The organism is Polycladidibacter hongkongensis, assembly GCF_001561995.1.
Lineage (GTDB): Bacteria > Pseudomonadota > Alphaproteobacteria > Rhizobiales > Stappiaceae > Pseudovibrio > Pseudovibrio hongkongensis.
In genome coordinates, this window is record NZ_LLWC01000024.1 from 141,639 (window position 1) to 165,952 (window position 24,314).

Genomic DNA, 24,314 nt, shown 5'->3' on the forward strand with positions numbered 1-24,314 from the left:
CCTCTGGTTATGCGCTAATGAGCTTATACAGAGTAGTACATGTCGAACTCGACAGGGTGTGGGGTCATGTCGGTACGCATGACTTCTTCCATCTTCAGTTCGATGTAGGCGTCGATCTGGTCATCATCCATCACGCCGCCTGCTTTGAGGAAGTCACGGTCAGCGTCGAGGCTTTCCAGAGCTTCACGCAGGGATGCTGCCACGGTTGGGATCTCTGCGAGTTCTTCCGCTGGAAGATCGTAGAGGTTTTTGTCCATTGCGTCGCCCGGGTGGATTTTGTTCTTAATGCCATCAAGGCCAGCCATTAACTGGGCTGCGAACGCCAGGTACGGGTTTGCGGATGGATCCGGGAAGCGAACTTCAACGCGCTTCGCTTTTGGCGAAGAGGTGAACGGGATACGGCAAGACGCGGAGCGGTTGCGGGAAGAGTATGCCAGCAGAACCGGTGCTTCATAGCCAGGAACCAGACGCTTGTAAGAGTTGGTCGAAGCGTTGGTGAAGGCGTTCAGCGCTTTTGCGTGCTTCAAGATACCGCCGATGAAGTATAGAGCGGTTTCAGAAAGATCTGCGTACTGGTTGCCAGCGAATTTTGGCTTGCCTTCTTCCCAGATGGAGAAGTGGCAGTGCATGCCGGTGCCGTTATCGCCAAAGACAGGCTTTGGCATAAAGGTAGAGGTTTTGCCGTAAGCGTGTGCAACCTGGTGAACCGCATACTTGTAGATCTGCATGTGGTCGGCCATGGTGGTCAGCTCTTGGAACTGCATGCCAAGCTCGTGCTGCGCAGCGGCCACTTCGTGGTGGTGCTTTTCTACTTTCACGCCCATTTCGGTCATGACAGAAAGCATTTCGGAGCGGATGTCCTGACAGCTGTCTATTGGTGGGACCGGGAAGTAACCGCCTTTTGTGCGTGGACGGTGGCCAAGGTTGCCAGACTCGTACTCGCTGTCCATGTTGGATGGCAGCTCGCCGCTGTCCAGTTTAAAGCCGGTATTGTATGGATCAGCTGCGAAGCGCACGTCGTCGAAGATGAAGAATTCAGCTTCTGGACCAACGAACACGGTGTCGCCAGCGCCGCAAGCTTTTACGTAGGCTTCTGCGCGTTTTGCCGTCATGCGTGGATCGCGGTTGTAGCCTTCACCGGAGATCGGGTCGAGGACATCACAGAAAACGGAGAGGGTTGCTTGTGCGAAGAATGGATCGATGTGTGCAGATGCAGCATCTGGCATCAGCATCATGTCGGATTCATCGATTGCTTTCCAACCGGCAATGGAGGAGCCATCGAAGGCAACGCCTTCAACGAACATGTCTTCGTTCACCTGGGAAATGTCCATGGTGACGTGCTGCATTTTACCGCGCGGGTCGGTGAAACGCAGGTCAACGAATTTTACGTCTTTTTCTTCGATGAGTTTGAGAACTTCAGCGGCCGTTGTCATAACGTCCTTCCCCTTCTTTCCAGTCGTTATTTGGATGGTCGCCCCGGTGGGTGTGCCGCGGGTCCCCCTCCCATTTAGTTCCCGCAGGATATGCGGGTTGTTGCAGCGCTGTAAGCGGTCAACCTACAGCGAAAAATGCATGTGCTAAACCGCTTCCTCACCGGTCTCGCCGGTACGGATGCGAATTGCCTCTTCAATATTGGAGACGAAAATTTTGCCATCGCCGATGCGGCCTGTCTGGGCGGCGTCTCGAATGGCTTCAACGGCCTTATCCGCCAGATCATCAGTAAGAACGATTTCAACCTTAACTTTAGGCAGGAAATCGACCACGTATTCGGCGCCGCGGTACAATTCTGTGTGACCTTTCTGGCGGCCAAAGCCTTTCGCTTCGGTAACCGTGATGCCTTGAAGGCCAACTTCTTGAAGTGCCTCTTTGACTTCATCCAGTTTGAATGGCTTAATAATCGCCTCGATTTTCTTCATAGCAGCACGTCCCGTTTTGCAGTTGCTAGATTATAAGCAACAAGCGTGCCAGTTTTTTGTTTTGGCGGATTTGCCCGAATTTTTTGCGTTCATGGGGCGTGGGGCAGTGTCAGGAGTTGATTAAAAACAGGGCCGATGCACAAAAAACAGTCACTGTGATTAGTTTGTGGGCGTTTTGAGGTGGTTCTTAGAATTTTATTGCCGGTGCTTACGAGTTGGTTGGGGTAGATTGGCATTGGCTTGCGTTTTGTGGGGGCGTAGCGACGACGGCAGGACTTCTTTAAGGGGGGATCTGGCACTGTCGCTGGTAAACTTAATACGCGGGAGCGGTTTTATGCGGTTGGTATCTCTAGATCATGTGGTGGTGAATGTTTCCTCGCTCGAGAAGGCGGGGCAGTTTTATCGCGACGTGTTGGGTATGCTGGAGGTTGAACATGCCAAGGGGCGCAAGGCCTATCATTTCGGCTGCCAAAAGGTGAACCTTGTCGAGGTGGAGGGGCAGGTGAGGCCAAATGCGAAAGTTGCAGCTCATGGGGCGGCGGACCTTTGTTTTTTGGTTGAGAATATAGATGAGGCTCTGGCGCATATGCACGGGCGCGGCGTGAGCATTGAAGAGGGGCCGGTTTATCGTAGCGGGGCCGCCTCGGCGATCCGCTCGATTTATGTGCGCGATCCTGACGGAAATCTAATCGAGTTGGCACAGCCGGAAAATGTGATGATTATTTAGCGTGGTACGGCGCGCTGGGGCGATACGGTTAAAGGTGGGAGTGGGCTTATGGGGCAGGTGTTGCTATCCCCCGCGCAGATGGCGCGAGCGGATGCGCTGACTATTGCGGCGGGAACCGCAGGTTTTACGCTGATGCAGCGTGCTGGAAAAGCGCTGGCGGCGCAGGGTGAGAAAATGCTGGGCTGCGGTGGCCGTTTTGTAGTGGTTTGCGGGCCGGGTAACAATGGCGGTGATGGACTGATCGCCTCTGCGGTGTTGCGGGAGCTTGGGTATCGCGTTGAGGTGCTGTTGGTTTGTGCGCCAGATGCCTTGACTGGCGATGCAGCGCTAGCGTTAGCGCAGTGGAGTGAAGCTGTGTTGCCCATAGGCAGCGCGGCGGGTTCACTAGCCAAACTTACGCAGAATGACGTGGTTATCGATGCATTGTTTGGGGCCGGGTTGGTGCGGCCCATCGAGGGCGCTTTGGCCGAACTGGTGGCTTCTATAAATGCAAGTAATGCCAAGGTGGTGGCCTGCGATTTACCAAGCGGTGTAGATGGTCTGAGTGGCCAAGTGCTGGGCTGCGCAGTCGAGGTGGATGCAAGCCTCAGCTTCTTCCGCGGTAAGCCGGGGCACTATTTGTTGCCGGGGGCGTCTTTGTGCGGTGAGGTGCATCTGGCGGATATCGGTATTGATGCGGGCGTACTTGATCAAATCCAGCCAATGGTGCGCCGAGTTGATTGTGAGGATGTGTGCGCATTGCTGCGCGTTCCACCTGTAGAGGCGCACAAGTTCAGCCGTGGGCATGTGGCTGTGTTTAGCGGCGGTGTGCTGCAATGTGGTGCTGCTCGGCTTGCGGCGCGGGCGGCGCAGAGGTGCGGCGCGGGTGTGGTTACGCTGGTGGGGGATGAAGCGAGCGCATTGCTGCATGCTCATCATGAGACTTCGATCATGACCGCTGCCTTGCTTGAGCGCGCGGACAAAGTGCCGGAGCTGATTGGGTGGCTTGCGGCGCGGCGCGTGCAAAGCGTTGTTATCGGCCCTGGTTTTGGAGTGGGGCGGCGATGCCGGGAAATGGTGGCAGCTGTGCTTTCCGCAGATGTTGCGGTGGTGTTGGATGCGGATGCGTTGACATCGTTTGCCAATGATCCGCAGACATTGTTTGCCCTGATTGCTGATCGTGCCAGTGGCAAGCCGGTGGTGTTGACGCCGCATCATGGAGAAATACAGGCCCTTTTCGGGCAGCTTATTCCGCAGTTGGGTCAGGGCTATTGCAATAAGCTGGAGATCTGTAAAACGGCAGCGCGCCTGAGCGGGGCAATTGTGCTGTATAAAGGCCCTGATACTGTCATCGGTGCGCCCGACGGCCGCCTTGCAATTTGTGATGCCGGGGTGCCGTGGTTGGCTACGGCAGGGGCAGGGGACGTTTTGTGCGGGGTAATTGCGGCTTTCCTTGCGCAAGGTGCAGATGGTCAGAAGGCGGCAGCAGCTGGCGCTTATGTGCATGGGCGGGCCGGGGCGCATGCAGGGGCATTTCTTGTTGCCGAGGAGTTGGTTTGTGCGCTTAAGCCGGTGCTTGTTGATGTGCGAGATACCGCTGAGCAAACGTGAGGAATGTCCAATTCTGCTGTTTGTGCTGGAAAACTACAAAAAAAACACAGGAATGGCAAAGAGTTGCAAAACGGATGTTGACTTATGCGCTCAAGATCAATATTCACCCCCTCACAGCATAAGCGGCTGTGGCGAAATTGGTAGACGCACCAGATTTAGGTTCTGGCGGGAGACCGTGGGGGTTCGAGTCCCTCCAGCCGCACCATAAACCCGATTGCTAAGTGATTGTAATCACTTAGCAATCGGGTTTTTACTTTTTTAGGATTTATCCAGCCGCACTTTTTGCCCTGCAAAATGCCCTAGATTTTAAAAATTGGGGAATTGGGCGTGCAAAGGAATGACCGCTATTTAAAGCTGCGGGGCGGGCGCTGGCATTATGTGCGCCGCGTACCTAAAAAGGCTTTTTACCTAGATTTGCGGGCTACTTAGATTTGGGAGGGGCAAGATCAAGCTTGCCCTGAGACCTCCTCGCTTGAAGCAGCCCGGGCGCGCTGATGCGCTTCAAATGGCACTGGCTCGATGAGGCAATGTAACGGGGCTTGTGCATCATTCTGACCGCGGTTTCCAATACTGTTCTGATGAGTATTGAACACTGCTTCGAAGTGCCTGCATCAGGCAATCCATGAGCCGTAAGGGCCAGTGTCTGGATAATGCCCCTATGGAGAGCTTTTTTGTCTCGCAGATCTCGCTGAAAAAGGCGCTCGTGCATCGCACCACGTTCTCTTTAAGGCATCAAGCTAAGGCTGAGATTTTTGGGTATATTGAGGTGTTCTACAATCGTCAGAGACGGCATTCAGCGATCGATTACAAGATGCCTTGTCAAGCATACGAGGCAAATGGCTGCAGAACAGGTTTAATCAAACTATCCGGGAATAGGGACGAACTCGGCCGTAGCAACTTGTGTGCATGGACTGGCCGGAGTTATGTTGGATCCTGGTGCGGGTGATGGTGACACGGTTCAAGTCTCTAGTGTTCTCGTAGATCATCGGCATTGCGCCGGTTGCACATGTTGTCAACTAGAGCAGAGATTGGAAAGATAAACCGGGGTTGGGGTTTTGGGTCTAACTAAAATTGTAGAAGGAGAGGGTAAAATATTGGTAGAGCAATACTGCATTGGTACGTATGCACCAATGATATACTTTACGTTCTCAAGCTAACCTATTGGAATTGTTGGTCGGGCAGGCCGGATTTGAACCGACGACCCCTTCACCCCCAGTGAAGTGCGCTACCAGGCTGCGCTACTGCCCGAACCAGTGTCTGTTGCTGAAGGCTAAGGCCCTCTCGACATTGAGCTTCGTAGCCGGTTGCTCCGCGTTTTTCAAGTGCTTGTTTTTAGCTGCCTATATCCTTGGTGGAAAAGCTCGTAGGGAGGAATAGCCTAGGGAGGTGGAGGCGGGTCGTTTAAGATGTAGGTTAAAGTGTCCGCAGGACGAAGACGGGTCAGTCCGCTGATTGCTTTGCTCTTCAGCGCAGCGTTCCTATTGGTTAGCTCAACCCGCCCAGTGCCGGGTTGTGGGAACGGTGTGCCGGAGGTTGCAAGTGCAGAGGCGGCTGTTATACCGGGAAAGAAGCGCACCGCGCCGGGGCGGGCTACAGGGCCAAGTACATAGATCGGGCGGGTTTTTACCAGCTCGATTTGAATGTCAGCTTGGCGGTAGAGTTTTTCTGTCAGGCGCTGGTGTACTGCGGTCTGGAGAGCGGTGACGGTCTTATGCGCGGCGGGTACTGTACCTATGAGAGGAAGGATGATTTCACCGCGCTCGCGCAAGGTGTAGATGCCTTCCAGTTCTTTGTGAGGGGTGAGGATAAGGCGTATTTGATCGCCTTCGGCAAGTGTGAGAGGCGCACGGACGACATTCGTTTGCTGATGTAAGTTGGGCGAAGCTTGTGCTGTCTGAGAATTCTGGGGTGGTTTCATTTGTGATTGCGGCGCCGCAGGCGGCCGGTTTTGCGGGGCAGTGGAAGAGGGCGGCGGCGAATGCGTTGGTGTTGGCATGGGGGAGGCAGTGTTCTCAAACGTAGCGTGGCAAGCTCCGAGCAATAGGAGGAGCAGGTTTGCGACGATCGTGCCTCGCAATGGGGCTCTGTTTTTGTTGGATTGAGGGCGCGCCATAGACCTACTTTGCCTGCCATTTGCAAATAATCTAGGTATAGGGGGGGATTGGCGCAGGCAAAATCGTCACTTTTAACAGTCTGGTTACCATAGTCGCGCATTTTTGTGGAAGTGTGATTTTCGAGTTGAGTGAGGGGCGCGTTGTGCCACATCTGCGAATCGTCATTGATTACAAGCGCGTGATGGAACAATTACAGCGATTTATGCTGTGGTGGTTGCCGACGCTACTTGTGTTATCTGCTGCGGTTTTTTTGTTGATGTGGTCGGAGGCACCGCATTATCGGGCTAGCGCGCGGTTGTTGATCGAGACACAAGAGGCGGCGCGGGAGTTATTACCTGATGGCAGCGAGGCTCAGTGGCAAAGCCTGGAAGCACAGCTAAGCGATGCGCAAATGCAGGTGCTACGCTCGCGCGCACTGGCAAGCGGGGTTGTTGCGGCGCAACGTGATCTCTTGCCCGATGTTTTTCCGGTGTGGCCGTCCAGCACGCTTGCTGGTTGGGCCCGTGGTTTTGGTCTAACGAATTGGTTTGATCATCGAGGGGCGTTTGAGCGTTCGGTCGATGGGTTGATGGCAAACATGCGACTTGAGCGTGTAACGGGCTCTGCCATGTTTGCAGTTCAGGTTACCGCGCTTGATGCCCAGATGTCGGTGCGACTGGCAAATGACGTGGTGGCGGCCTATTTCAAAGAACAGGAACGCGCTTTTGCGGCAGCGGCGGAAGTGGCGGCGCAGAAATTGCAACCGCAATTACAGCAGTTGCGCAGCGAATTGGGGGCAGCGGAAGATGCGCTGGCTGCGGCTAAGCAAGCGGCCGCGGCGGAGGAGCTTGAGGAGGAAGCAAATACCGAGCCCACGCTGTTTGGCGCGCAACAGCTGCTAGATGAACAGCGGCTGGCGCGCCTTGAAGCGGAGTTGCAAGACACTTTGCATTGGCAAGGTATGCTTGCTCGCAGCGCGGCGCAAGGTGGCCTTCCGGCGCAAGTCGATGCGACGCGCTTTGGCGCGCTGGCACAAGCTGTCAAGGATGTGCAACAGGCGAATAAGGGCCTGCAAGATGCGTTGTTGGAATTGTTGCCTGCCCACCCCTCCATAAAGGTTTTGGAAGAAAAAGCGGCACTTGCCAAGCGGCGCTTGGCAGAGCAACTGCAAAATACGGTTGATGCACTGGCGCAATCTGGCCGCGAGCTGCAGGGGCAGATTGCGGCGCTGCGCTCTACCTTGCGCGCGAGGCAAGAGACTTTGAGCCAGCAAGCGCAGGCTGATGCGTTGTTGTTGCAAATGCAAGAAGATGCGGTGCGAAAGAGCCGTGAGCTGGAGCGTTTGGTGGCCCATTTTGAGCGGTTGCAGCAGGTGGAAGACCGGGCTACCGGGCTCGGCACAGCGCGCGTGGTGAGCCGCGCGACTGCCCCAGAAGCACCAGAGCCGAAATTTGCGGCATTGGTGGCTTTGACGGTGTTTTTGGTGGGGGCTATAGGCGGCGCATTGTTGCGGGTACTGCTGACGTTTACAAGTGGACACGGGCTGCGCAAAGAGAAGTACCTGAGCGAGAAAATCAAGGTCCAAGCACCTGTTGAAGCGCAGGCGATCAGTGGACGGGCCAGCGATGCGGTGACCGCACAGATCGTAGCTGAACAACAAGAACAGCAGTCACCCTTGGAGGCACCTGCTGCCGGGGAGCGAAGCGCGCAGCCAATCGACGGTGATGACGACAGTGAGTGGCAAGGGGCAAAGCGTGCTGTGCAGCGGGTTGTGGTGTTATCGGTTGATAGCGATGCATTAGCCAACAAGGTCGCGTTTTCGTGCGCACGTAGGCTTGCCAACAAGGGTGTGCAGTCGTTGTTTGTGGAGGTGCGGGCGCACGGGGGCGGACAGGCCGCAAGTGCGACCGAAGCCTATTACCGCGAGGGGGAAGCGATGGACGGGTTTTCCGAGTTGCTGGCGGGTAAGGCATCGTTTTCCCGTGTGATACACCGGGATCTGGAATCGCGGGCACATGTCATACCGGCGGGGAAGGGGCGTATTCGTTCTCGTTTTGTGGAAGAGGGGCGCTACGACTTGGTGATGGAGGCGCTTGATGCCACCTATGATGTGGTGGTTGCAGATTTAGGGCTGGTGGATCCAAGTCTGGTTAATGCGCAGCTGCTTTCCGAGGCAGATAAAGTGATCGTGGCAACAGACGGTTCGCCTGCTGGTCCGGAGCTGGAGGCAACGCTGGCGGCGTTGGAGGCCCATTGCCATTGTACGATTGAGGTGGAACGGGTGAGCGCGCCCGGGGCTGCGACGCAAGTGCTGTTTGATATGGCCGCGTGAGCGTGGCGGAAATGATAGATGCCTGATGGTGGGCAAGCCGTAGGCCGCGCAATAGTTGGTGCGGCCTGCTTGCTTTTTCGTGTGCCTATTGGTTTTGTGTGGTGGTTTTGTACATCCACTTGATGATGTAGCCAGCCGGGAACACCCAGAGCAGCCCAAAAAATGCAAAGAACAAGATCTGCAACGACCAGTGTTTGCCGTACATGGTGAGATCGCCGATAACCATAACGATGAAGCAGTAGACAATCACGAAGGTGACAAGTGCGATCATGCCGAACAACCGGCGCAGGCTTGGGGGCATCTGGTCTGATCCTTTTTATTGGTGTAGGCAAGCGAGCTGAGCGAGCGACCTTGCTGCCAAATAAGTGGCGCCTTGCCTAGCATAGGGAAAGTGCGATTGCCTAGGTGTTTTCGGTGATGAACGCGAAAAAGCTGGAAGAGGCGAATAAAGCGCCGTGCGGCTGCGCAAAACAGTTGGACACTGAAAAAAATTGCCCTAAAACCACGACTTAAGTGTTTTTGTGTAGGCGTTGGTTGTTAAAGGGAGCGCATTTGATGCGTGGGCAAAAGGCTATGGGAGTTGGTGCCGCGGCATCGGTTGAACGTCAAAGCGGCGCGATTGCAGGTGTGCAGGAAAGAACCGCTTACTCAGCGCGGCAAACGCGCCCTTTACGCCTATGGCTTTATTTTATCTGTTTCTTAATTGGCTGCACCGTTGTCGTTGGCGGTGCCACGCGGCTAACCGATTCTGGGCTCTCGATTACCGAGTGGAAGCCAATTCACGGGGTAATCCCGCCGCTCTCGCTGGCTGAGTGGGAGGAGGAGTTCGCCAAATACAGACAGATTCCCCAGTATGAGCAGATTAACGCGGGTATGAGCTTGGCGCAGTTCCAGTTCATTTTTTGGTGGGAGTGGGCGCATCGCTTGCTTGGGCGTTTTATCGGCTTGGCGTTTTTTGTTCCCATGGTGGTGTTTTGGATGCGAGGACAGGTGCCGCAGTGGTTGAAACCACATTTGGTGGTGGCGCTGGGGCTCGGCGGGCTGCAGGGCGCCATTGGTTGGTGGATGGTGTCCTCCGGTCTTGTGGACCGGGTGGATGTGAGCCAGTATCGCCTCGCGGTGCATTTAAGCGTGGCCTGTGTACTGTTTGCCTATCTTTTTTCGTTGGCTCGAATGCTGGTCGTACCTGTGGTCACGCAGTTTAACCGCGGTTTGGAGCGGGGGGCGCAGCTACTTATCCTTTTGGTTCTTATTCAGATTTTCCTCGGGGCACTGGTTGCCGGATTAAATGCGGGCATGGCTTACAACACGTGGCCGCTGATGGACGGGGCGTTTTTGCCCGGCGGCATGTATCCGCTGTCGCCTTGGTGGCTTAATCATTTCGAGAATGTGAAACTGGTGCAGTTTCAGCATCGGATGATGGCCTACCTGTTGTTACTGCTGGCCGGACTTTATCTGTGGGTGGTGCAAAAGCACGTAAGCGCTGCTGAGGCTGGGTTGCGCCGGGTTGCTAGGCTGCTTGAGACGGCTTTGGTTGTGCAAATTGTGCTGGGCATAATGGCGCTGCTCAGCGTGGTGCGACTGGACTGGGCGCTGGCCCACCAAGGCTGTGCGCTGGTCGTCTTGGCAGTCACCTGCGAGTTATGGGTGCGCCAGCGTCGCGTTCAAGGTGACACGTGAAAGCGTTCGCGGTGATCGACCGTTTGGCGCGGCGTGTCGGGTCTTTGCGATTATTCATCAGGGGGTTCCGCCCGGACTTCTTTAAGGTCTAAGCCTAGGAAGAAGGCAAGAGCAGAACGGATGAGCACAAAAACTGCAAGGGTTGTGAGGTTTTCCAGATCGTGTGCGAGGCCGGATTTGATAACATCGGAGACCACCATAAAATCGATTGCTAGGATGACCTGACTGAGGAACTCCACTCTCATTTCTTGATAGGCTCTGGCGCAGCGGAGCCCGCGCATTCGGTGTAGCTCGAATCTGGTGTATTTTAAGAGAAACTTGACAACCGTAATTGCTAGTATGGTGTAGCCAAAATAGTCGACTAAAACGGTTAGATACTCAAGAAATAGCGAGATCGGCGGTGCCATGATTACGGAAGTTCCAGAATTTTCTAATCGTTTCTTGTTTGTTGAGGCTTGCGCACGTTGCCACTTGGGCAAGCGACAACGTGGATTGATATTCAGCGCGTTTTGCCAAGGTTAATCGGGCATATGTTCTTTCATGTATGCCATTGCTTGTTGCATGGCTTGCATCTTTACCTTGTTGCGCTCCATCATCTTTTTGTTGTGCTGTTTTACGGAGATGGTGTACGGGTTTTGCTGCAAAACTTTGGCCATGTGCAGCAGATTGATTGCGGATAGCTCTGCGTTTCGCCTTACATAGGGGGACATGGCTCCGCCCGCTTCAATGTAACTTGCCCCTGGGCCGGCATCCCCTACCCAATACAGGTCGGTGTTGGGAGGGGCTGTCACGCCGAAATGCAAAAGATTGGCAATGGTGTTTGCAACGCAGTCGTGGCTGCCGTCCTCATTGCCTGTGACAACACAGCCAACCACTGACCCGTAAAGTGGAAACTGGCCAGTTTCCTCGCACATCACGGTTTTTGTCGAGCCATCAAGCCTTTCGATCACACGTTGCATAACTGAGGAACGTACGCCCATCCAGATCGGCATTGCAGGGACGATTATGTTGCAGTGCTTGATTTTCTCAAGAATAACGGGCCACTCGTCGCCATCTCCTTCATCATTGGAGACGCCCGGTTTAATATTGTAGTCGACTACCCTGACAATTTCGCAATTGATGTTAGGCTCGTAGTGTTTCAAGCGATCAATAAGAAGATTGCAAAGTGCTTCGGTATTTGAAGTTTCTGGTCCCGACTTTAAAGTACAGTTAAGAAAGAGTGCATTAAGTTCTCCTTCCTTTTTAAGATTGTGAAACAGGGAAATCGGCATTTAATCCTCCGTCGGGCTTGCCATTTGTCCTTGGTTGCCTGCACAGAGGTAGCTTGATTGTTTAAATATTGCGTGCTGTTAGTATATGTGTTTTTTGATTTTGCATAAATACTTTGTTGGGTAATGGTGGGGGTAATCTCAGCTTGCTTCTGCTCTAGATATTAAAAACGGCGCTTGCGCACCGTTCTTTTTCTTTTCTAGGAATTGGTCGTTGCGCTGGCTTTACACCGGCACTTTGGCCAGTGCTTGCTCCAGATCAGCGATGATATCTTTTGCATCTTCAATGCCGATGGAGAGGCGGATCACATCCGGGCCCGCGCCAGCGGCCGTTTTTTGCGCATCGGTGAGCTGGCGGTGGGTGGTTGAGGCGGGGTGGATAATCAGCGAACGGGTATCGCCGATATTGGCCAGATGCGAGAACAGCTCAACGGATTTGACCAGTTGCACGCCCGCGTCGTAGCCGCCTTTCACGCCAAAGGTAAAGACAGCGCCTGCGCCATTGGGGCAGTATTTCTGCTGCAAGGCATGGTAAGGGTCGGTCTCAAGGCCTGCGTAGGAAACCCACTCAACGGCTTCGTGATTTTGCAGGAATCTGGCCACGGCCAGAGCATTGTCGCAGTGGCGCTGCATGCGCAGGGCCAAAGTTTCGATGCCGTTGAGCAGATAGAAGGCATTTTGCGGCGAGATCGCCGGGCCCAGATCGCGCAGGCCAAGCACGCGGCAACAAATGGCAAAGGCCATGGTACCAAATGTGGTGCCGAGAACCATGTCATTGTATTCAGGGCGCGGCGTGGAGAGTAGCGGGAATTTGTCTGATGCCATCCAATCAAATGTGCCAGCGTCAACGATTGCACCGCCCATGGAGTTGCCATGACCACCCATAAATTTGGTTAGGGAATGCAGCACAATGTCGGCGCCGTGCTGGATCGGTTGGCACAGATAAGGTGTGGCCATGGTGTTGTCGACAATCAGCGGCACGCCTGCTGCCTTGGCCACTTTGCTGATGGCGGCGATATCCATAATGACGCCGCCCGGGTTGGCGAGGCTCTCGATGAACACGCAGCGGGTGTTCTCGTCAATGGCATCAGCAAAGCTTTGCGGGTCGTTGGCCTCAGCCCACTTCACTTCCCAGCCGAAGCTTTTGAAGGAATGGTTCAGCTGGTTGATGGAGCCGCCGTACAAGCGCTTTGAAGCGACGATGTTGCAGCCCGGTTGCATGAGCGTATGAAAGGTGAGCAGCTGGCCCGAGTGTCCGGAGGCAACTGCAAGCGCTGCGGTGCCGCCTTCCAGCTTTGCGACGCGCTCTTCCAAGACCGCGGTGGTCGGGTTGGTGATGCGGGTATAGATGTTGCCGAAGGCTTGCAGGCCGAACAGGTTGGCAGCGTGATCGACATCTTCAAACACAAAGGCGGTGGTTTGATAGATCGGCGTGGAGCGGGCGCCGGTGGTCGGGTCTGGCTGTGCGCCGGCATGGATGGAAAGGGTGTTGAAGCCCGGTGTGGTTTCGCTCATCTGGCGTGCCTCTCATACTTTTCTCTGGGAAGGGCTGCAGTTGCAGCTGGCGACACTATGACGCGAGCAGGGGGATTCTGGCAAGCAGGACAAAAGCATGGAGAGCAGGCATCGGCTGCCTCGCAAGGTTTGTTGCTACAAATGTTTAGTTTGTCTCAAGTCCAATGGGGCTACGATCTGCGCAGCTCCGCCGGATAGAGGGAAGGATTTTTAGTTTTTTATAGAGAAAAAATCAGCGCAACCTGCTGCCACAACGTGAAAGCGCCAAATGGCGGCAGGTTTTCAGTGGCGAGGTAAAGTGCTAACCGCCCAGCTCTATCTTAGGGCAGCGATCCATGATCACTTCCAGCCCCTGTTCTGTGGCCTTGGCGGCGGCATTCTGGTTGATGACACCTAGTTGCATCCAAATAGTGCTTGGGGTGTTTTCAAGCGTCAAGGCCTCGTCAATGATCGCGGCGGCAGCTTCAGAATTGCGGAAGATATCAATCATATCGATCTTTGATGGTACGTCTGCAAGACTGGCATAGACCGGTTCTCCAAGCAACTCGCCGCCTGCAAGGCCGGGGTTGACCGGAAACACCTTGTAGCCATTGTCTTGTAAAAACCGCATGACTTTATAGCTTGGGCGCTCGGGCTTGTTGCTGGCCCCAACAAGGGCGATGGTGTTGACCTTGGCCAACACCTCTTGGGTGTAACCTTGCGGGTAGGGTTGGGTGCTCATGCCATTGCGTCCTTTTAAATAGCTTAGGTGTGATACTAGCTGTCAGTAGTCCAGACCGGTTCCCGCTTTTGCAAGAAGGCGTTGATCCCTTCTTCTGCATCGGTATCCAGCATATTGTGGGTCATGACCTCGCCTGTATAGGCGTAGGCCTGCGCCAATGGCATCTCCTGTTGTTTGTAGAAGGCTTCCTTGCCGATCTTTAGTGTCTTGGCCGACTTGGCAGCGATGGTTTCGGCATATTTCTGGACGATCTGTTCCAGATAATCGCGCGGGATAATGCGGTTGATTAAGCCAAAATCCTTTGCGGTAGAGGCGTCTATGGCTTCACCGGTGAGTAGCATCTCCATAGCTTGCTTGCGGTTGGCTGCGCGGGAGAGGGCTACCATCGGCGTAGAGCAGAACAGGCCGATGTTGACACCCGGGGTGCAGAATGTGGCGGTATCAACGGCCAGAGCGAGGTCGCAACTGGCAACAAGTTGGCAACCGGCGGCGGTGGCAACACCGGTGACGACGGCGATGACCGGTTTGGGCAGGGCGACGATTTGCTGCATCAGTTTTGCACATTGTGCGAAGGTTTCCGCATAGAACGCCTTGCCTCCATCGGCATTGGCGCGGGCAGCGGTGAGTTCTTTCAGGTCATGGCCTGCGCAAAACACTTTGCCTTCGGCGCCCAGCAGAATCACCTTTACATGTGGATCCGTGCCGGCAGCTTCAAGCTCGGCGGCGAGTGCTGTCATCATTTGCCTGGAGAGCGCGTTCATTTTCTCAGGTTGTTGCATGACGAGGCGCAGAACGCCGTTGTGCAACAGTTTGCCGATGAGCGGGCGATCTGCAGCGTCTTGAGGGGTGGCGGTCATGCATCAATCCTTTCGCGAAGGCAGGTAAAACGTGTTTGTTAGCGCCGTTTATAGCAGTAAACAAAGCGAAGAGAAGGGGGCGAGGCGTTTGTACCCGTGCGATTAACAGCTTGCAGTATGTCACCTTTTGCAAGGTTCTCTTGCAAGTTCACCCAATTGCCTAGTGGTCTTTGTAGGTGTGTGTCTTGCAGGCTCTACTGATCGGGGTTCGCGCTGGGGCGAACACGGCTTGTGCGGGCGGGAGCTCAAAGCGAAGCGGGAGGGGAGCTATGCAGCTAAAACTTGATGCAGGTCAGTTGGAGCGCTACCTGCAGGAGGTGTTTCCGCAGATCTATGGAAGAAACCCGATTTACCGGATCGAGGCGGTTGGCGCTGGCTATGCGCAGGTTTCGTTGACTGCAGGGCAGGAGCAGTTGCGGCCCGGTGGCACTGTATCTGGGCCCGCGTTGATGGCTCTTGCCGATCTTGCGGCCTATGCGGTGATTCTGGCGCATGTGGGCAGGCAGGCATTGGCCGTTACGACAAGCCTGAATATAAATTTTATGCGCAAGGCGGAGGCAGGGCTGATAGACGGGAATTGCCGGTTGCTCAAGCTCGGGCGGCAGCTCGCGGTCGTCGACTGTATGTTAATCGAGCGCAGCAGCGGTCAACTTATCGCCCAGGCCAGCGCGACCTATGCTCTGCCACCCGTAGCAACAGCTGTGCCCTAGCTGTATTGTTTGGAAAACTCTAGCAAAAATCATGGAGTGCGCCCGCTGCAAAAACGCTTGTACATGAAAAGATAAAATTTTAATATATTTTTAACGTATGTATCCGGCGTTTTTGGGCAGTGAGGGCGTTTTCGTGTTTTTCGAGTTGCGTAGAGTGGTCGGTCTAGGCCTGTTGTGGCCATTTCAGGCTGTTTCGTTTTTGCTTAGTGTTGCGTATCTGGCGTTTTTGGGTGTGAATGCCCTGCTCATTATTGTCGTGCCAGCCCTATGGGATTTGTATGTGGTGGAGGAGCCGCGCCTGATGGGGGCATTGCGGCGCACATCTTTTTATGAAGAGACAGCGTTTTGGGGGGCTCCTTTTCTGTTTCTTATTCTTGTGTTTTTTAACTTGCTGCTTGCTAACGCACTGCTGAATACGCACATTTATCGTGGTGCATGGCGGTTGTTTCGCCCCGTTCACTATGCGCCGCTTTCGTTGCGCAGTTATGGCATCGCGATCTTTGGTTTATGCTACTACGCTGCATGTTATGGGGCCGACTGGTTTCTCTATGAGTTCCAAGTGCAAGCCTTTATGCAGCAGGTTGCCTCCGTGCGGCAAACGCTGGTTGCTTTGGTTTCTTAAGTTGCATGGTTGTCTAGGCGCTGCTTGAACAGGACATGGCTTGCGCAATGGGATTACAGCCAATTTCAAGGGCCGCTTGCTGTTTTGGAATCGCATGGGGCAGGGTATGCGTATGCGGTAGCCGTTGCGGGTTTTAGATATGCTAATGCATCGGGTACTGCCTCTCCGAGTTTTTAGAGAGATGGCGTGGAAAAGCGCAAAAAAACGCAGGAAAAATGTGGTATTATAATACCTATTTGTTAAGGCGTTGAAATAATTAGATTTATTGAGGTGTTCTGAATTTTTTTGTACTTGACGTTGATCCTGCTTCCGCGTATCACCCATTGCCGACGAGGGGCATCGTCGCAGCGGCTTGTCTGCTGGATGATGTTGCCTTGAACGAATTCAACTGTCCAATTAGCGGTACAGAATAATGAAAACTCACTCTACCAAAGTGGCAGAGGTCGAGAAAAAGTGGATCTTGATCGACGCAGAAGGCGTGGTTGTTGGCCGTTTGGCTGCATTCATTGCTAACCGTCTGCGCGGCAAGCACAAGCCGACCTACACTCCACATATCGACGATGGCGACAACGTTATCGTTATTAATGCCGACAAGGTTGTTCTGACTGGCAAGAAGTACGAAAACAAAAAGTACTACTGGCACACCGGTCACCCAGGCGGTATCAAAGAGCGTACAGCTCGCGCTATCATTGAAGGCCGTTTCCCAGAGCGTGTTCTGGAAAAGGCTGTTCAGCGCATGATGCCAGGTGGGCCGCTGTCACGTCGTCAGCTGTCTAACCTGCGTGTTTACGCGAACGCAGATCATAAGCATGAAGCTCAGTCTCCAGAAGTGGTTGACGTGAAGAGCTTGAATGCCAAAAACGCACTGAGGGGTTAATTATGTCTGAGCTACAGTCCCTTGAGGATCTGGGCGAAGCTATCGCCCCAGCAGCAGAAGAAGCTCCTGTACATGTACAGAAACTGGATGCGCAAGGCCGTGCCTACGCAACCGGTAAGCGTAAAGATGCGATTGCCCGCGTCTGGATCAAACCAGGCACCGGCAAAATCACCATCAACAAGCGTGAGTACTCTGCTTACTTTGCACGCCCTGTGCTGCAGCTGATCATTCGTCAGCCAATCATGCTGACCGAGCGTGATGGCCAGTACGACATCACTGTCACCGTTACCGGTGGTGGTCTGTCCGGTCAGGCTGGCGCGGTTCGTCACGGCATTTCCAAAGCCCTGACCTACTACGAGCCAGAGCTGCGCGGCGCGCTGAAAAAAGAAGGCTTCCTCACCCGCGACAGCCGTGTGGTTGAGCGTAAGAAGTACGGTAAGGCGAAAGCCCGTCGTTCCTTCCAGTTCTCCAAGCGTTAATCTTCGCTTGCACAAAGCTTATGGAAAGGCCGCCCTTTGGGTGGCCTTTTTCTTTGAGTAATACTCTAGTGGTTTCAGGAGTTGTGCGAACTGGGAGAACTAACGAGTGAGGCTGTTTAAATCTATTTGCAGTTGTATCTTGCTGGATGATGTATGGGATTTTTACGACCCAGCGCATTGCGATCTGTGTTTTGCACCAAAGTCATTGGTGAAGCGAGTAATTACACGACATTCGCTTGCCCCCGTTAGCGAATGGGGGCACCATTACAAAGCCGGAGCGGGGTTTTCTGTTTTCAAAGCCTCTGCGAGACTATCAAAGACAAGGCGGATCTTTTTGCTGGTGTGCAATTCCCGGTGCGTCACCAGCCATGTTGGATAATGGACTGTGAGGGCATCTATGTTAATGCGCTGCATGGTGGGGTGCAGCGCGGCGACTGCATTTGACATGGGAATAATACCATAGCCATTTAGGGCCAGCTGCCACGCCATGAGGCCGCTGGCACTGCTGGTGTAGCAGTGGGTTGCCGTGAGTGGGATGCCATGTTCTTTCAGGTATTCGATGTAGCGATCATCATCACCAAAACCAACGAACTGGTGTCCCGCTAGCTCTTTCATAGACTGCGGCATTCCGTTTTCCATGAAGTAGCTTTGCGAGGCGTAGAAGCCTGCGGTGTTTTCGCAGACAAGGCGGGCAATCAACTCCGGCTCTTGCGGGCGTACATGGCGAATGGCGATGTCTGCCTCGCGCCTGCGTAAGTCTTGCAGGTGGTTGGAAACAATAATTTCTAGGCGGAGATTTGGCGCTACCTTGTGTATCAGGTCAATGGCCGGGGGCAATGAGTAAAGGGCAAAAACATCGCTGGCGGTTATTGAGAGGGTGCCTTCAATGGTTTCAGCCTGACCTGCGGCATAAAGCGAGGCGAGCTCGGCCGCTTCCGCCATTGGGCTGAGCTGGTCGGCGATCGCTTTTCCTGCGTCGGTAAGGACCAGCCGCCTGCCAATGCGATCAAAAAGCAATGCGCCCAAATCCTCTTCAAACGCCGAAATTTGGCGCCCCAGAGTTGGTTGGCTCATCTTCAGCGCCTCGGCCGCGCCTGTGAGCGTACCGCAACGGGCGACGGCGAGAAAAGCGCGGGCGTGGTTCCAATCAAAGGCGTGTGCGGGTTGTTTCATGCAATTTTGAATGGTTTAAGTACGACATTGGCCGATTATAGCGCGAAACTACTGTGTTAGATAACTCCTAATTGCTGCTGTTAAGGAGATTATTATGCAAACTGCGGAAACATTCTGGGATAAAACTGCCAGTGGTTATGTGAAGTCTGCAATTTCGGACATGGATGCCTACACCTTTACTTTGGAGCGCACCCGCTCTTATCTCAAGTCCAGTGACCGAGTGTTGGAAGTGGGGTGTGGTTCGGGCATGACTGCATTGAAGCTGGCCGGTAGTTGCGGCGAGATACTTGGTACTGACATCTCGGGAAAGATGGTGGATTACGCCCGGAAGGGGGCGCGGGATCAAGGGATTGTCAATGCCCGCTTTTTGAGGGCCGGGGCAGAGGATGTGTTGGCCGGAGAGGGGCGGTTTAATGCAATCATGGCGTTCAACCTATTGCATTTGGTGCCGGATCTGCCGCAAGTCTTGCAACAGTATCACGACATGCTGGAACCCGGCGGACTGTTTATTTCCAAGACATTTAGCCTGCAGGACAGCGGTTTTGATGTAAAGATTGCATTGATGCGGGGCGTGTTGCCGCTGATGCAGATGGTCGGCAAAGCGCCTGAGGTGTTCTTCTTTACAGTGTCCGAGTTGGACAAGATGGTTGAAGCGGCGGGATTTGATATTCTCGAGACAGGCAACTATCCGGCAAAGCCACCGCGCCGTTATATCGTGGCTCGAAAACGCTGCTAGGACTGCCCGCTATGGCTTCAGTTGCCAAGATGCGGCGGGCAAGGCCAAGCTTCTATGAACTCTTGGCGCGCTTGGAGTTGTCGTTTTGTGGTGTGCGCAGCCAAGTACGGTAGACCGGGTTTTTCTTGGTCATGCCAATGTAGAGCTGTGCCAGAATGTTTAGCTGTGCCGCTTTGCTGGCATGACAGATCAATGTGGCCGCCATGGCCGGTAGAAGCATGTGTGCATAAGCAAAGAAACAGGCGGCAGCAAAGCATAGGAACGAGGCGATCTGAAGCGCGAGTGCTTGCAGGTTTTGCCGTTGTGGGACAGGCACCAGCCGCTGATTGAGCCAGACACGCTCGCCGAAAATTGCGTGCGCATACCACGTTTGCTTTGGACCTGTGCCAGCAGCGATGCGGGTGCTGGCCAAAGTCCATGCAATCAGCACAATCAGCGCGGCCAAGGTGTGTGGCCAATCGAACTGGTGTTTTTGCCACAGAGCGAGCTGCAAGAGGGGAAGCGTAATGGCGCGCAAGCCCAAGCTCCACCAAGAGGTAGAGCGCAGGCGTGCCGTATCTTTACCCATTCCGGGGCTGAGGTGGCCGACGAAACGGCGCTCTGCCCGCTGCGGCGCGCGCCGAAAGTGGCTTTTTGCATTAGGTGGCAGTGATTTGGGCATCTACCGATCTTGGCCCTGTTGTTTTTGTCCTAGTACCTCACTTTAACATAGGTGCCGGGCGCTTCAGTATATTTTTTCGCTGCGGCGGTGGATGGTTTGCGCGCCTTTACCGTTTGCGGGTCTTGACTGGTGATCCATTGTTGCCAGTGCGGCCACCAAGAGCCTGCGTGTTCCTTGGCGTTTTCTTGCCAAGAGTCTAACGAACCATGCGGGGCAGGGCCGGTCCAGTATTGATATTTTTGTTTGTGCGGCGGGTTAACGACACCGGCAATGTGCCCTGATCCGCTGAGGACAAACTCGCACTCACCGCCAAGGAGCTGCGCCCCTTTGAAGACAGAGGTGGCCGGGGCGATGTGATCTTCTTTGGTGGCAAGGTGGAACACGGGAATGGTGATGTCGTGCAGCTGTAGCGTTTCTCCGGCCAGCTGCATGGTGCCTGAGGCAAGCTCGTTGTTGAGGTAACAGCTGCGCAGGTAAAAGGAGTGGCAGGCCGACGTCATGCGGGTGCTGTCGGAGTTCCAGTAGAGCAGGTCGAAGGGGAAGGGCTCTTGGCCGCGGATATAGTTGTTCACCACGTATGGCCAGATAAGGTCGTTGGCGCGCAACATATTAAATGCATTGGCCATTTTGCTACCTTCAAGATAGCCTTTGGCCTGCATGCGGGCCTCTAGCGTGGATAGTTGCTCTTCATCAACGAAGATTTGCAATTCACCTGCCTCGGTGAAGTCCACTTGGGTGGTGAGGAAGGTGGCACTGGCAAAGGGGGAGGGTTCTGTCTGCTTTGCCAAGTAAGCAAGAGTGGCGGCCAGCAGGGTGCCGCCCACGCAGTAGCCAACTGCATTTATTTCTTTGGTGCGGCAGACTTTTTGCAGTTTCTCGGCGCATTCCAGAACGCCTTGGCGCATGTAATCTTCAAATGTTTTGTGCGCGAGGGTCTCGTCCGGATTGACCCAAGAAATGACAAAGACAGTGTGCCCTTGTGATACGGCCCATTTTATCCAGGATTTCTCCTCGTTCAAATCAAGGATATAGTACTTATTGATCCAAGGGGGGATCACAAGCAGCGGGCGTTTTAGCGCTGTTTGCGTACTTGGCGCGTATTGGATCAACTCGCAAAGCTCATTGCGCAGGATGACGGTGCCGGGGGTGGTGGCGATGTTCTCGCCTACCGTGAATTTGCTTTGATCGGTTTGGCGAATGCGCAAGTGCCCGTGCCCGGCGCGGATATCCTCGGCCAATTTATCAAGGCCATCGACCAGATTTTCCGCGTTGTTGCCTAGGGTTTCCTGTAGAAGCTCAGGATTGGTGAGAACGAAGTTTGATGGCGACATGGCGGCGGCCAACTGACGCATGTAGAAAGCGGCTTTACGGCGGGTATGGTCGTCCAGTTCGTCCGCTTCTTCCACCAGATTTTGTGCCCAATCGCTGGTGAGCAAGTACATCTGCATAAGAAAATTAAAGAAATTGCCTTGCTGCCATTGTTCGTCTTTGAAGCGCTTGTCTTTCGGGTCTGGCAGGACAGGGTCTTGCGGTGCGTCGCCCACCATGGTCTTCAGGGTGTTGTTCCAGATGTTCATATAACCGGACCACAGGCGGGTTTGGGCCTCGATGGCGCGGGAGGGGTCTTTCATCCAGTATTCGGCAACAGGCGAGAGGGATTTGACGAGATTAGCGAGATCCTCTGGTGTGGTGTCGCTGGTTTGTTTGGTCTCGCGCGGCTCCAGATAAGCCGCAAGGGCCTTGCCGCCGTTTTCTGCCATTTTGGCGAGGTTTTGCGCAAATGCCTCGGGGTTGTTCACAATGAAATCTAAGAGGGGGTTGGATTTGCTTTGCGCGGTCATGGAAAATTCCTTGGATCATCAAAACTTGAACTGCAATGGGCCCGTGACCAAGAGAGGAGAGGTGCATGGCGTTTTGATCGCATGCTTCGCCCGCTCTTGTGTTGCCTCTCAAATATTGGGGGCGGCTTGGTATAAGCGCAACTCGTCATAAGTTGGGGGCAGCGGCCAACCTAATCAACGCTAATGTCAGCGCTGTGAATTGAGCACCCTGAAAAAACAGGGGGTGAATACTCTGAGATGCTGGTAGAAACCAAAGGTTGCAAACCACGTATTGTGCTTTAAAACAGGCACGGGTTTTGAATTTTTGACTTTCTAATTTAGGGGATTTTGATGCGCACTGCTGCCGTTCGCCAAGTGGTTATCGTGGGGTTACTTGGTATTTTGGTGTCCGCCTGTGCGTTTAACGATAGCTTGACGGTGTACGAAGCGGCAACGGATGAGCCTCCGACGCCACTGCGTGGGCTGCAAGAGACGCAGCAAGAAAAGTTGCTAAGCCCGGCTGGCAAACAGGCGCGCATAAACCAATTGGGTCAAGCGGCGCAGGGGAATGAAGCCGAAGGTGGGGCGGTAAGCTCCAGCGGTGCAACAATTGCAGAAATCCAAAGCCTTGCCCAAAAGCAGAAAGAGCAGCTGCAAGCGCCTTAGTGTTTTGTATCGCGTTGTTGGACCTGAGGCTTTAGCTATCTGATGCATCTTCTTGCATGTGTAGGCACGCGGGAAGCGCGCTTAGGCGGGCAAACCATTTTTCATCAAGGGCACTTTCAATATCTAGCCCCGCATGATCGGCAAAGAGGAGCAGGTGTGCCATGACATCGGCAGCCTCGCGGTTCAACTCGTTCAATAGCTCGTCTGCACTTGCGCCATTGGTGCGGCCTTGGCCACTGTGTTTCAGGTAGGCCGCGGTTAGCTCCCCCAATTCTTCGGTCAGCTTGGCCAGATACCACATGTCGTTGCGTTCAATAGCAAAGGCTTTTGCATAGATATCACTGACCTGTTTGGCCTTCTCAGTTAGTTCCGGAAGGGTTCTTGCGGTTTTTGCCATTAAAATTGGTCTTTCCTCATCAATCGAAACGGGAATATCGATGCTAAACTAGGTAAGCTCTACTGTTCTTTCACAGGGAACGGTGGCAAAGCAAAAAAAACGCCGGAATATGCCTATGGAGCGATGCAAAATGTCGCGCCACCTGCTAAACCCGAGACTACCCAGATGATTCATATGGGTAATCTAAAACCTTAGATAGCATTTGCGAAATTAGTAAGAAAGCGAGACTCGCGTCATGGAAGACTTTCACAAGACACGCCGGCTACCGCCATATGTCTTTGAACAAGTGAACCGTCTGAAAGCAAAAGCGCGAGCGGCGGGAGCCGATATCATTGATATGGGTATGGGCAACCCGGATCTGCCAACGCCACAGCATATTGTTGATAAGCTGGTGGAGACTGTGCAGAATCCGCGCACACACCGCTATTCCGCTTCCAAGGGGATTCCGGGCCTGCGTAAAGCGCAAGCCAACTATTACGAGCGCCGCTTTGGCGTGAAACTGAATCCGGATACGCAGGTTGTGGCCACCCTCGGCTCTAAAGAGGGCTTTGCCAATATGGCGCAAGCGATTACGGCGCCGGGTGATGTGGTGCTGGTGCCAAATCCGAGCTACCCGATCCATGCCTTCGGCTTTCTGATGGCCGGTGCTTCACTGCGCTCAATTCCGGCAACACCGGGGCCGGAGTTGTTTGAGGCGCTGGAGCGGGCGGTGATCCACTCTGTACCCAAGCCAATTGCAATAATCCTATGCTTCCCGGCAAACCCGACAGCGGCCTGTGCAGATCTGGATTTCTATCGTGATGTGGTGGCCTTTGCCCGCAAACACGAGATCTTTATCCTGTCCGATCTGGCGTATTCTGAAATTTACTTTGGCGATACGCCGCCACCTTCTATCTTGCAGGTGCCGGGGGCTATGGATGTGGCGGCAGAGTTTACCTCGCTGTCGAAAACCTTCTCAATGCCGGGTTGGCGCATGGGTTTTGCAGTTGGCAACGAGCGGTTGATTAGCGCCTTGGCACGGGTGAAGTCCTATCTGGATTATGGCGCGTTCACGCCAATTCAGGTTGCTGCGGCCACTGCGCTGAATGGCTCTGACGCGTGTATTCAGGCAACCCGCGAGGTATATCGCAAGCGCCGTGATGTGCTGGTGGATACGTTTGGCCGGGCTGGCTGGGATATTCCTTCGCCGGAGGCCTCGATGTTTGCTTGGGCACCTATCCCCGAAAAATTCGAGCACCTTGGTTCGTTGGGCTTTTCCAAGATGCTCATCGAGAAGGCCGATCTTGCCGTGGCGCCGGGTATTGGCTTTGGCGAGCATGGCGAGGGGTTTGTCCGCCTAGGCTTGGTAGAGAATGAACAGCGGATCCGTCAGGCAGCGCGCAACTTGCGTAAGTTGTTTGATAATTCTAAATCGCTGTAAACATAATAGATGATAAGGAAACCGGGCTCTTTAGCCCGGTTTTCGTTAGAGAAC

The 24,314-nt window shown here is 54.1% G+C and carries 24 protein-coding genes, 2 tRNA genes and 1 pseudogene; 13 read left to right on the forward strand and 14 right to left on the reverse strand.

The window, feature by feature from the left end:
- Positions 1–23: 23 nt before the first annotated feature.
- Positions 24–1,433: a type I glutamate--ammonia ligase gene (gene glnA, locus AYK82_RS12125; protein WP_068316125.1), complete on the reverse strand. Its 1,410-nt coding sequence runs from the start codon at positions 1,431–1,433 to the stop codon at positions 24–26.
- A 144-nt stretch (positions 1,434–1,577) separates the two neighbouring features.
- Positions 1,578–1,916 (reverse strand): P-II family nitrogen regulator, encoded by a 339-nt coding sequence (locus AYK82_RS12130; RefSeq protein ID WP_068316128.1) that lies wholly within the window; start codon positions 1,914–1,916, stop codon positions 1,578–1,580.
- Between the two features lie 334 nt (positions 1,917–2,250).
- Between AYK82_RS12130 and AYK82_RS12135 the strand changes: the two genes are divergently transcribed.
- The 4 genes and pseudogenes from AYK82_RS12135 to AYK82_RS18370 all read left to right on the forward strand — a co-directional run.
- Positions 2,251–2,643 (forward strand): VOC family protein, encoded by a 393-nt coding sequence (locus AYK82_RS12135; RefSeq protein ID WP_068316130.1) that lies wholly within the window; start codon positions 2,251–2,253, stop codon positions 2,641–2,643.
- 48 nt (positions 2,644–2,691) lie between these two features.
- Positions 2,692–4,233 carry a bifunctional ADP-dependent NAD(P)H-hydrate dehydratase/NAD(P)H-hydrate epimerase gene (locus tag AYK82_RS12140; protein ID WP_068316132.1) on the forward strand — a complete coding sequence of 514 codons (1,542 nt, stop codon included), beginning with the start codon at positions 2,692–2,694 and terminating at the stop codon, positions 4,231–4,233.
- A 122-nt stretch (positions 4,234–4,355) separates the two neighbouring features.
- Positions 4,356–4,438, forward strand: a tRNA-Leu gene (locus tag AYK82_RS12145).
- 330 nt (positions 4,439–4,768) lie between these two features.
- Positions 4,769–5,050: pseudogene (locus AYK82_RS18370) on the forward strand (integrase core domain-containing protein); the annotation flags it as partial.
- Between the two features lie 354 nt (positions 5,051–5,404).
- Here the strand turns inward: AYK82_RS18370 and AYK82_RS12155 are convergent.
- Positions 5,405–5,481 (reverse strand) — tRNA-Pro (locus tag AYK82_RS12155).
- Between the two features lie 130 nt (positions 5,482–5,611).
- Complete coding sequence (locus tag AYK82_RS12160) at positions 5,612–6,151, reverse strand: polysaccharide biosynthesis/export family protein (RefSeq protein WP_172795237.1); 540 nt, start codon at positions 6,149–6,151, stop codon at positions 5,612–5,614.
- A gap of 338 nt (positions 6,152–6,489) precedes the next feature.
- Between AYK82_RS12160 and AYK82_RS12165 the strand changes: the two genes are divergently transcribed.
- Positions 6,490–8,658 (forward strand): hypothetical protein, encoded by a 2,169-nt coding sequence (locus tag AYK82_RS12165; protein WP_156453346.1) that lies wholly within the window; start codon positions 6,490–6,492, stop codon positions 8,656–8,658.
- A gap of 85 nt (positions 8,659–8,743) precedes the next feature.
- Here AYK82_RS12165 and AYK82_RS12170 read toward each other — a convergent pair whose 3' ends face one another.
- Positions 8,744–8,959, reverse strand: coding sequence for a DUF2842 domain-containing protein (locus tag AYK82_RS12170; RefSeq protein WP_068316144.1), 216 nt, complete (start codon positions 8,957–8,959; stop codon positions 8,744–8,746).
- A 254-nt stretch (positions 8,960–9,213) separates the two neighbouring features.
- Here AYK82_RS12170 and AYK82_RS12175 point away from each other — a divergent pair, with 254 nt between their 5' ends.
- Positions 9,214–10,338, forward strand: a complete 1,125-nt coding sequence (locus AYK82_RS12175; RefSeq protein ID WP_208976487.1) for a COX15/CtaA family protein — start codon at positions 9,214–9,216, stop codon at positions 10,336–10,338.
- Between the two features lie 50 nt (positions 10,339–10,388).
- Here AYK82_RS12175 and AYK82_RS12180 read toward each other — a convergent pair whose 3' ends face one another.
- The 5 genes from AYK82_RS12180 to AYK82_RS12200 all read right to left on the reverse strand — a co-directional run bounded on the left by AYK82_RS12180 (position 10,389) and on the right by AYK82_RS12200 (position 14,699).
- Positions 10,389–10,745 carry a DUF1622 domain-containing protein gene (locus tag AYK82_RS12180; RefSeq protein WP_068316147.1) on the reverse strand — a complete coding sequence of 119 codons (357 nt, stop codon included), beginning with the start codon at positions 10,743–10,745 and terminating at the stop codon, positions 10,389–10,391.
- Positions 10,746–10,856: 111 nt separating this feature from the next.
- The gene (locus AYK82_RS12185) at positions 10,857–11,609 is read right to left on the reverse strand and encodes a flavodoxin family protein (protein WP_068316151.1); all 753 of its coding nucleotides are present in this window, start codon (positions 11,607–11,609) and stop codon (positions 10,857–10,859) included.
- A 222-nt stretch (positions 11,610–11,831) separates the two neighbouring features.
- Entirely contained in the window at positions 11,832–13,121 is a 1,290-nt protein-coding gene (locus tag AYK82_RS12190; RefSeq protein WP_068316154.1) for an O-acetylhomoserine aminocarboxypropyltransferase, read from the reverse strand.
- Between the two features lie 301 nt (positions 13,122–13,422).
- Positions 13,423–13,842: a CoA-binding protein gene (locus AYK82_RS12195; protein ID WP_068316157.1), complete on the reverse strand. Its 420-nt coding sequence runs from the start codon at positions 13,840–13,842 to the stop codon at positions 13,423–13,425.
- Positions 13,843–13,877: 35 nt separating this feature from the next.
- Positions 13,878–14,699, reverse strand: a complete 822-nt coding sequence (locus tag AYK82_RS12200; protein WP_068316160.1) for an enoyl-CoA hydratase — start codon at positions 14,697–14,699, stop codon at positions 13,878–13,880.
- 269 nt (positions 14,700–14,968) lie between these two features.
- Here AYK82_RS12200 and AYK82_RS12205 point away from each other — a divergent pair, with 269 nt between their 5' ends.
- The 4 genes from AYK82_RS12205 to rpsI all read left to right on the forward strand — a co-directional run bounded on the left by AYK82_RS12205 (position 14,969) and on the right by rpsI (position 17,387).
- Complete coding sequence (locus AYK82_RS12205; protein WP_068316163.1) at positions 14,969–15,409, forward strand: PaaI family thioesterase; 441 nt, start codon at positions 14,969–14,971, stop codon at positions 15,407–15,409.
- A gap of 133 nt (positions 15,410–15,542) precedes the next feature.
- Positions 15,543–16,031, forward strand: coding sequence for a hypothetical protein (locus AYK82_RS12210; RefSeq protein WP_156453347.1), 489 nt, complete (start codon positions 15,543–15,545; stop codon positions 16,029–16,031).
- 412 nt (positions 16,032–16,443) lie between these two features.
- Complete coding sequence (gene rplM, locus AYK82_RS12215; RefSeq protein WP_068316169.1) at positions 16,444–16,908, forward strand: 50S ribosomal protein L13; 465 nt, start codon at positions 16,444–16,446, stop codon at positions 16,906–16,908.
- Between the two features lie 2 nt (positions 16,909–16,910).
- Entirely contained in the window at positions 16,911–17,387 is a 477-nt protein-coding gene (gene rpsI / locus AYK82_RS12220; protein ID WP_068316172.1) for a 30S ribosomal protein S9, read from the forward strand.
- Between the two features lie 264 nt (positions 17,388–17,651).
- On the opposite strand, the gene AYK82_RS12225 is transcribed toward rpsI, so the two are convergent.
- A complete protein-coding gene (locus AYK82_RS12225; protein WP_068316175.1) occupies positions 17,652–18,560 on the reverse strand; it encodes a LysR family transcriptional regulator in 909 nt (302 codons plus the stop codon).
- 94 nt (positions 18,561–18,654) lie between these two features.
- Here AYK82_RS12225 and AYK82_RS12230 point away from each other — a divergent pair, with 94 nt between their 5' ends.
- A complete protein-coding gene (locus tag AYK82_RS12230; RefSeq protein WP_068316178.1) occupies positions 18,655–19,296 on the forward strand; it encodes a class I SAM-dependent methyltransferase in 642 nt (213 codons plus the stop codon).
- A gap of 52 nt (positions 19,297–19,348) precedes the next feature.
- On the opposite strand, the gene AYK82_RS12235 is transcribed toward AYK82_RS12230, so the two are convergent.
- Both AYK82_RS12235 and AYK82_RS12240 read right to left on the reverse strand, forming a co-directional pair.
- Entirely contained in the window at positions 19,349–19,957 is a 609-nt protein-coding gene (locus AYK82_RS12235; RefSeq protein WP_068316181.1) for a DUF6653 family protein, read from the reverse strand.
- 29 nt (positions 19,958–19,986) lie between these two features.
- On the reverse strand, positions 19,987–21,798 hold the full coding sequence (locus AYK82_RS12240) for a PHA/PHB synthase family protein (RefSeq protein ID WP_068316185.1): 1,812 nt from the start codon (positions 21,796–21,798) through the stop codon (positions 19,987–19,989).
- A 330-nt stretch (positions 21,799–22,128) separates the two neighbouring features.
- Here AYK82_RS12240 and AYK82_RS12245 point away from each other — a divergent pair, with 330 nt between their 5' ends.
- Complete coding sequence (locus AYK82_RS12245; RefSeq protein ID WP_068316188.1) at positions 22,129–22,443, forward strand: hypothetical protein; 315 nt, start codon at positions 22,129–22,131, stop codon at positions 22,441–22,443.
- Between the two features lie 31 nt (positions 22,444–22,474).
- Here the strand turns inward: AYK82_RS12245 and AYK82_RS12250 are convergent, their stop codons facing one another.
- Positions 22,475–22,840, reverse strand: coding sequence for a pyrophosphohydrolase domain-containing protein (locus AYK82_RS12250; protein WP_068316191.1), 366 nt, complete (start codon positions 22,838–22,840; stop codon positions 22,475–22,477).
- 235 nt (positions 22,841–23,075) lie between these two features.
- On the opposite strand from AYK82_RS12250, the gene AYK82_RS12255 reads away from it, so the two are divergent.
- Positions 23,076–24,260: an LL-diaminopimelate aminotransferase gene (locus AYK82_RS12255; protein WP_068316194.1), complete on the forward strand. Its 1,185-nt coding sequence runs from the start codon at positions 23,076–23,078 to the stop codon at positions 24,258–24,260.
- Positions 24,261–24,314 lie beyond the last annotated feature (54 nt).

Coding starts and splice junctions, on each gene's coding strand:
- glnA (WP_068316125.1), bottom strand. CDS start 1,433: ATGACAACGGCCGCTGAAGTTCTCAAACTCATCGAAGAAAAAGACGTA.
- AYK82_RS12130 (WP_068316128.1), bottom strand. CDS start 1,916: ATGAAGAAAATCGAGGCGATTATTAAGCCATTCAAACTGGATGAAGTC.
- AYK82_RS12135 (WP_068316130.1), top strand. CDS start 2,251: ATGCGGTTGGTATCTCTAGATCATGTGGTGGTGAATGTTTCCTCGCTC.
- AYK82_RS12140 (WP_068316132.1), top strand. CDS start 2,692: ATGGGGCAGGTGTTGCTATCCCCCGCGCAGATGGCGCGAGCGGATGCG.
- AYK82_RS12160 (WP_172795237.1), bottom strand. CDS start 6,151: ATGAAACCACCCCAGAATTCTCAGACAGCACAAGCTTCGCCCAACTTA.
- AYK82_RS12170 (WP_068316144.1), bottom strand. CDS start 8,959: ATGCCCCCAAGCCTGCGCCGGTTGTTCGGCATGATCGCACTTGTCACC.
- AYK82_RS12175 (WP_208976487.1), top strand. CDS start 9,214: ATGCGTGGGCAAAAGGCTATGGGAGTTGGTGCCGCGGCATCGGTTGAA.
- AYK82_RS12180 (WP_068316147.1), bottom strand. CDS start 10,745: ATGGCACCGCCGATCTCGCTATTTCTTGAGTATCTAACCGTTTTAGTC.
- AYK82_RS12185 (WP_068316151.1), bottom strand. CDS start 11,609: ATGCCGATTTCCCTGTTTCACAATCTTAAAAAGGAAGGAGAACTTAAT.
- AYK82_RS12190 (WP_068316154.1), bottom strand. CDS start 13,121: ATGAGCGAAACCACACCGGGCTTCAACACCCTTTCCATCCATGCCGGC.
- AYK82_RS12195 (WP_068316157.1), bottom strand. CDS start 13,842: ATGAGCACCCAACCCTACCCGCAAGGTTACACCCAAGAGGTGTTGGCC.
- AYK82_RS12200 (WP_068316160.1), bottom strand. CDS start 14,699: ATGACCGCCACCCCTCAAGACGCTGCAGATCGCCCGCTCATCGGCAAA.
- AYK82_RS12205 (WP_068316163.1), top strand. CDS start 14,969: ATGCAGCTAAAACTTGATGCAGGTCAGTTGGAGCGCTACCTGCAGGAG.
- rplM (WP_068316169.1), top strand. CDS start 16,444: ATGAAAACTCACTCTACCAAAGTGGCAGAGGTCGAGAAAAAGTGGATC.
- rpsI (WP_068316172.1), top strand. CDS start 16,911: ATGTCTGAGCTACAGTCCCTTGAGGATCTGGGCGAAGCTATCGCCCCA.
- AYK82_RS12225 (WP_068316175.1), bottom strand. CDS start 18,560: ATGAAACAACCCGCACACGCCTTTGATTGGAACCACGCCCGCGCTTTT.
- AYK82_RS12230 (WP_068316178.1), top strand. CDS start 18,655: ATGCAAACTGCGGAAACATTCTGGGATAAAACTGCCAGTGGTTATGTG.
- AYK82_RS12235 (WP_068316181.1), bottom strand. CDS start 19,957: ATGCCCAAATCACTGCCACCTAATGCAAAAAGCCACTTTCGGCGCGCG.
- AYK82_RS12240 (WP_068316185.1), bottom strand. CDS start 21,798: ATGACCGCGCAAAGCAAATCCAACCCCCTCTTAGATTTCATTGTGAAC.
- AYK82_RS12245 (WP_068316188.1), top strand. CDS start 22,129: ATGCGCACTGCTGCCGTTCGCCAAGTGGTTATCGTGGGGTTACTTGGT.
- AYK82_RS12250 (WP_068316191.1), bottom strand. CDS start 22,840: ATGGCAAAAACCGCAAGAACCCTTCCGGAACTAACTGAGAAGGCCAAA.
- AYK82_RS12255 (WP_068316194.1), top strand. CDS start 23,076: ATGGAAGACTTTCACAAGACACGCCGGCTACCGCCATATGTCTTTGAA.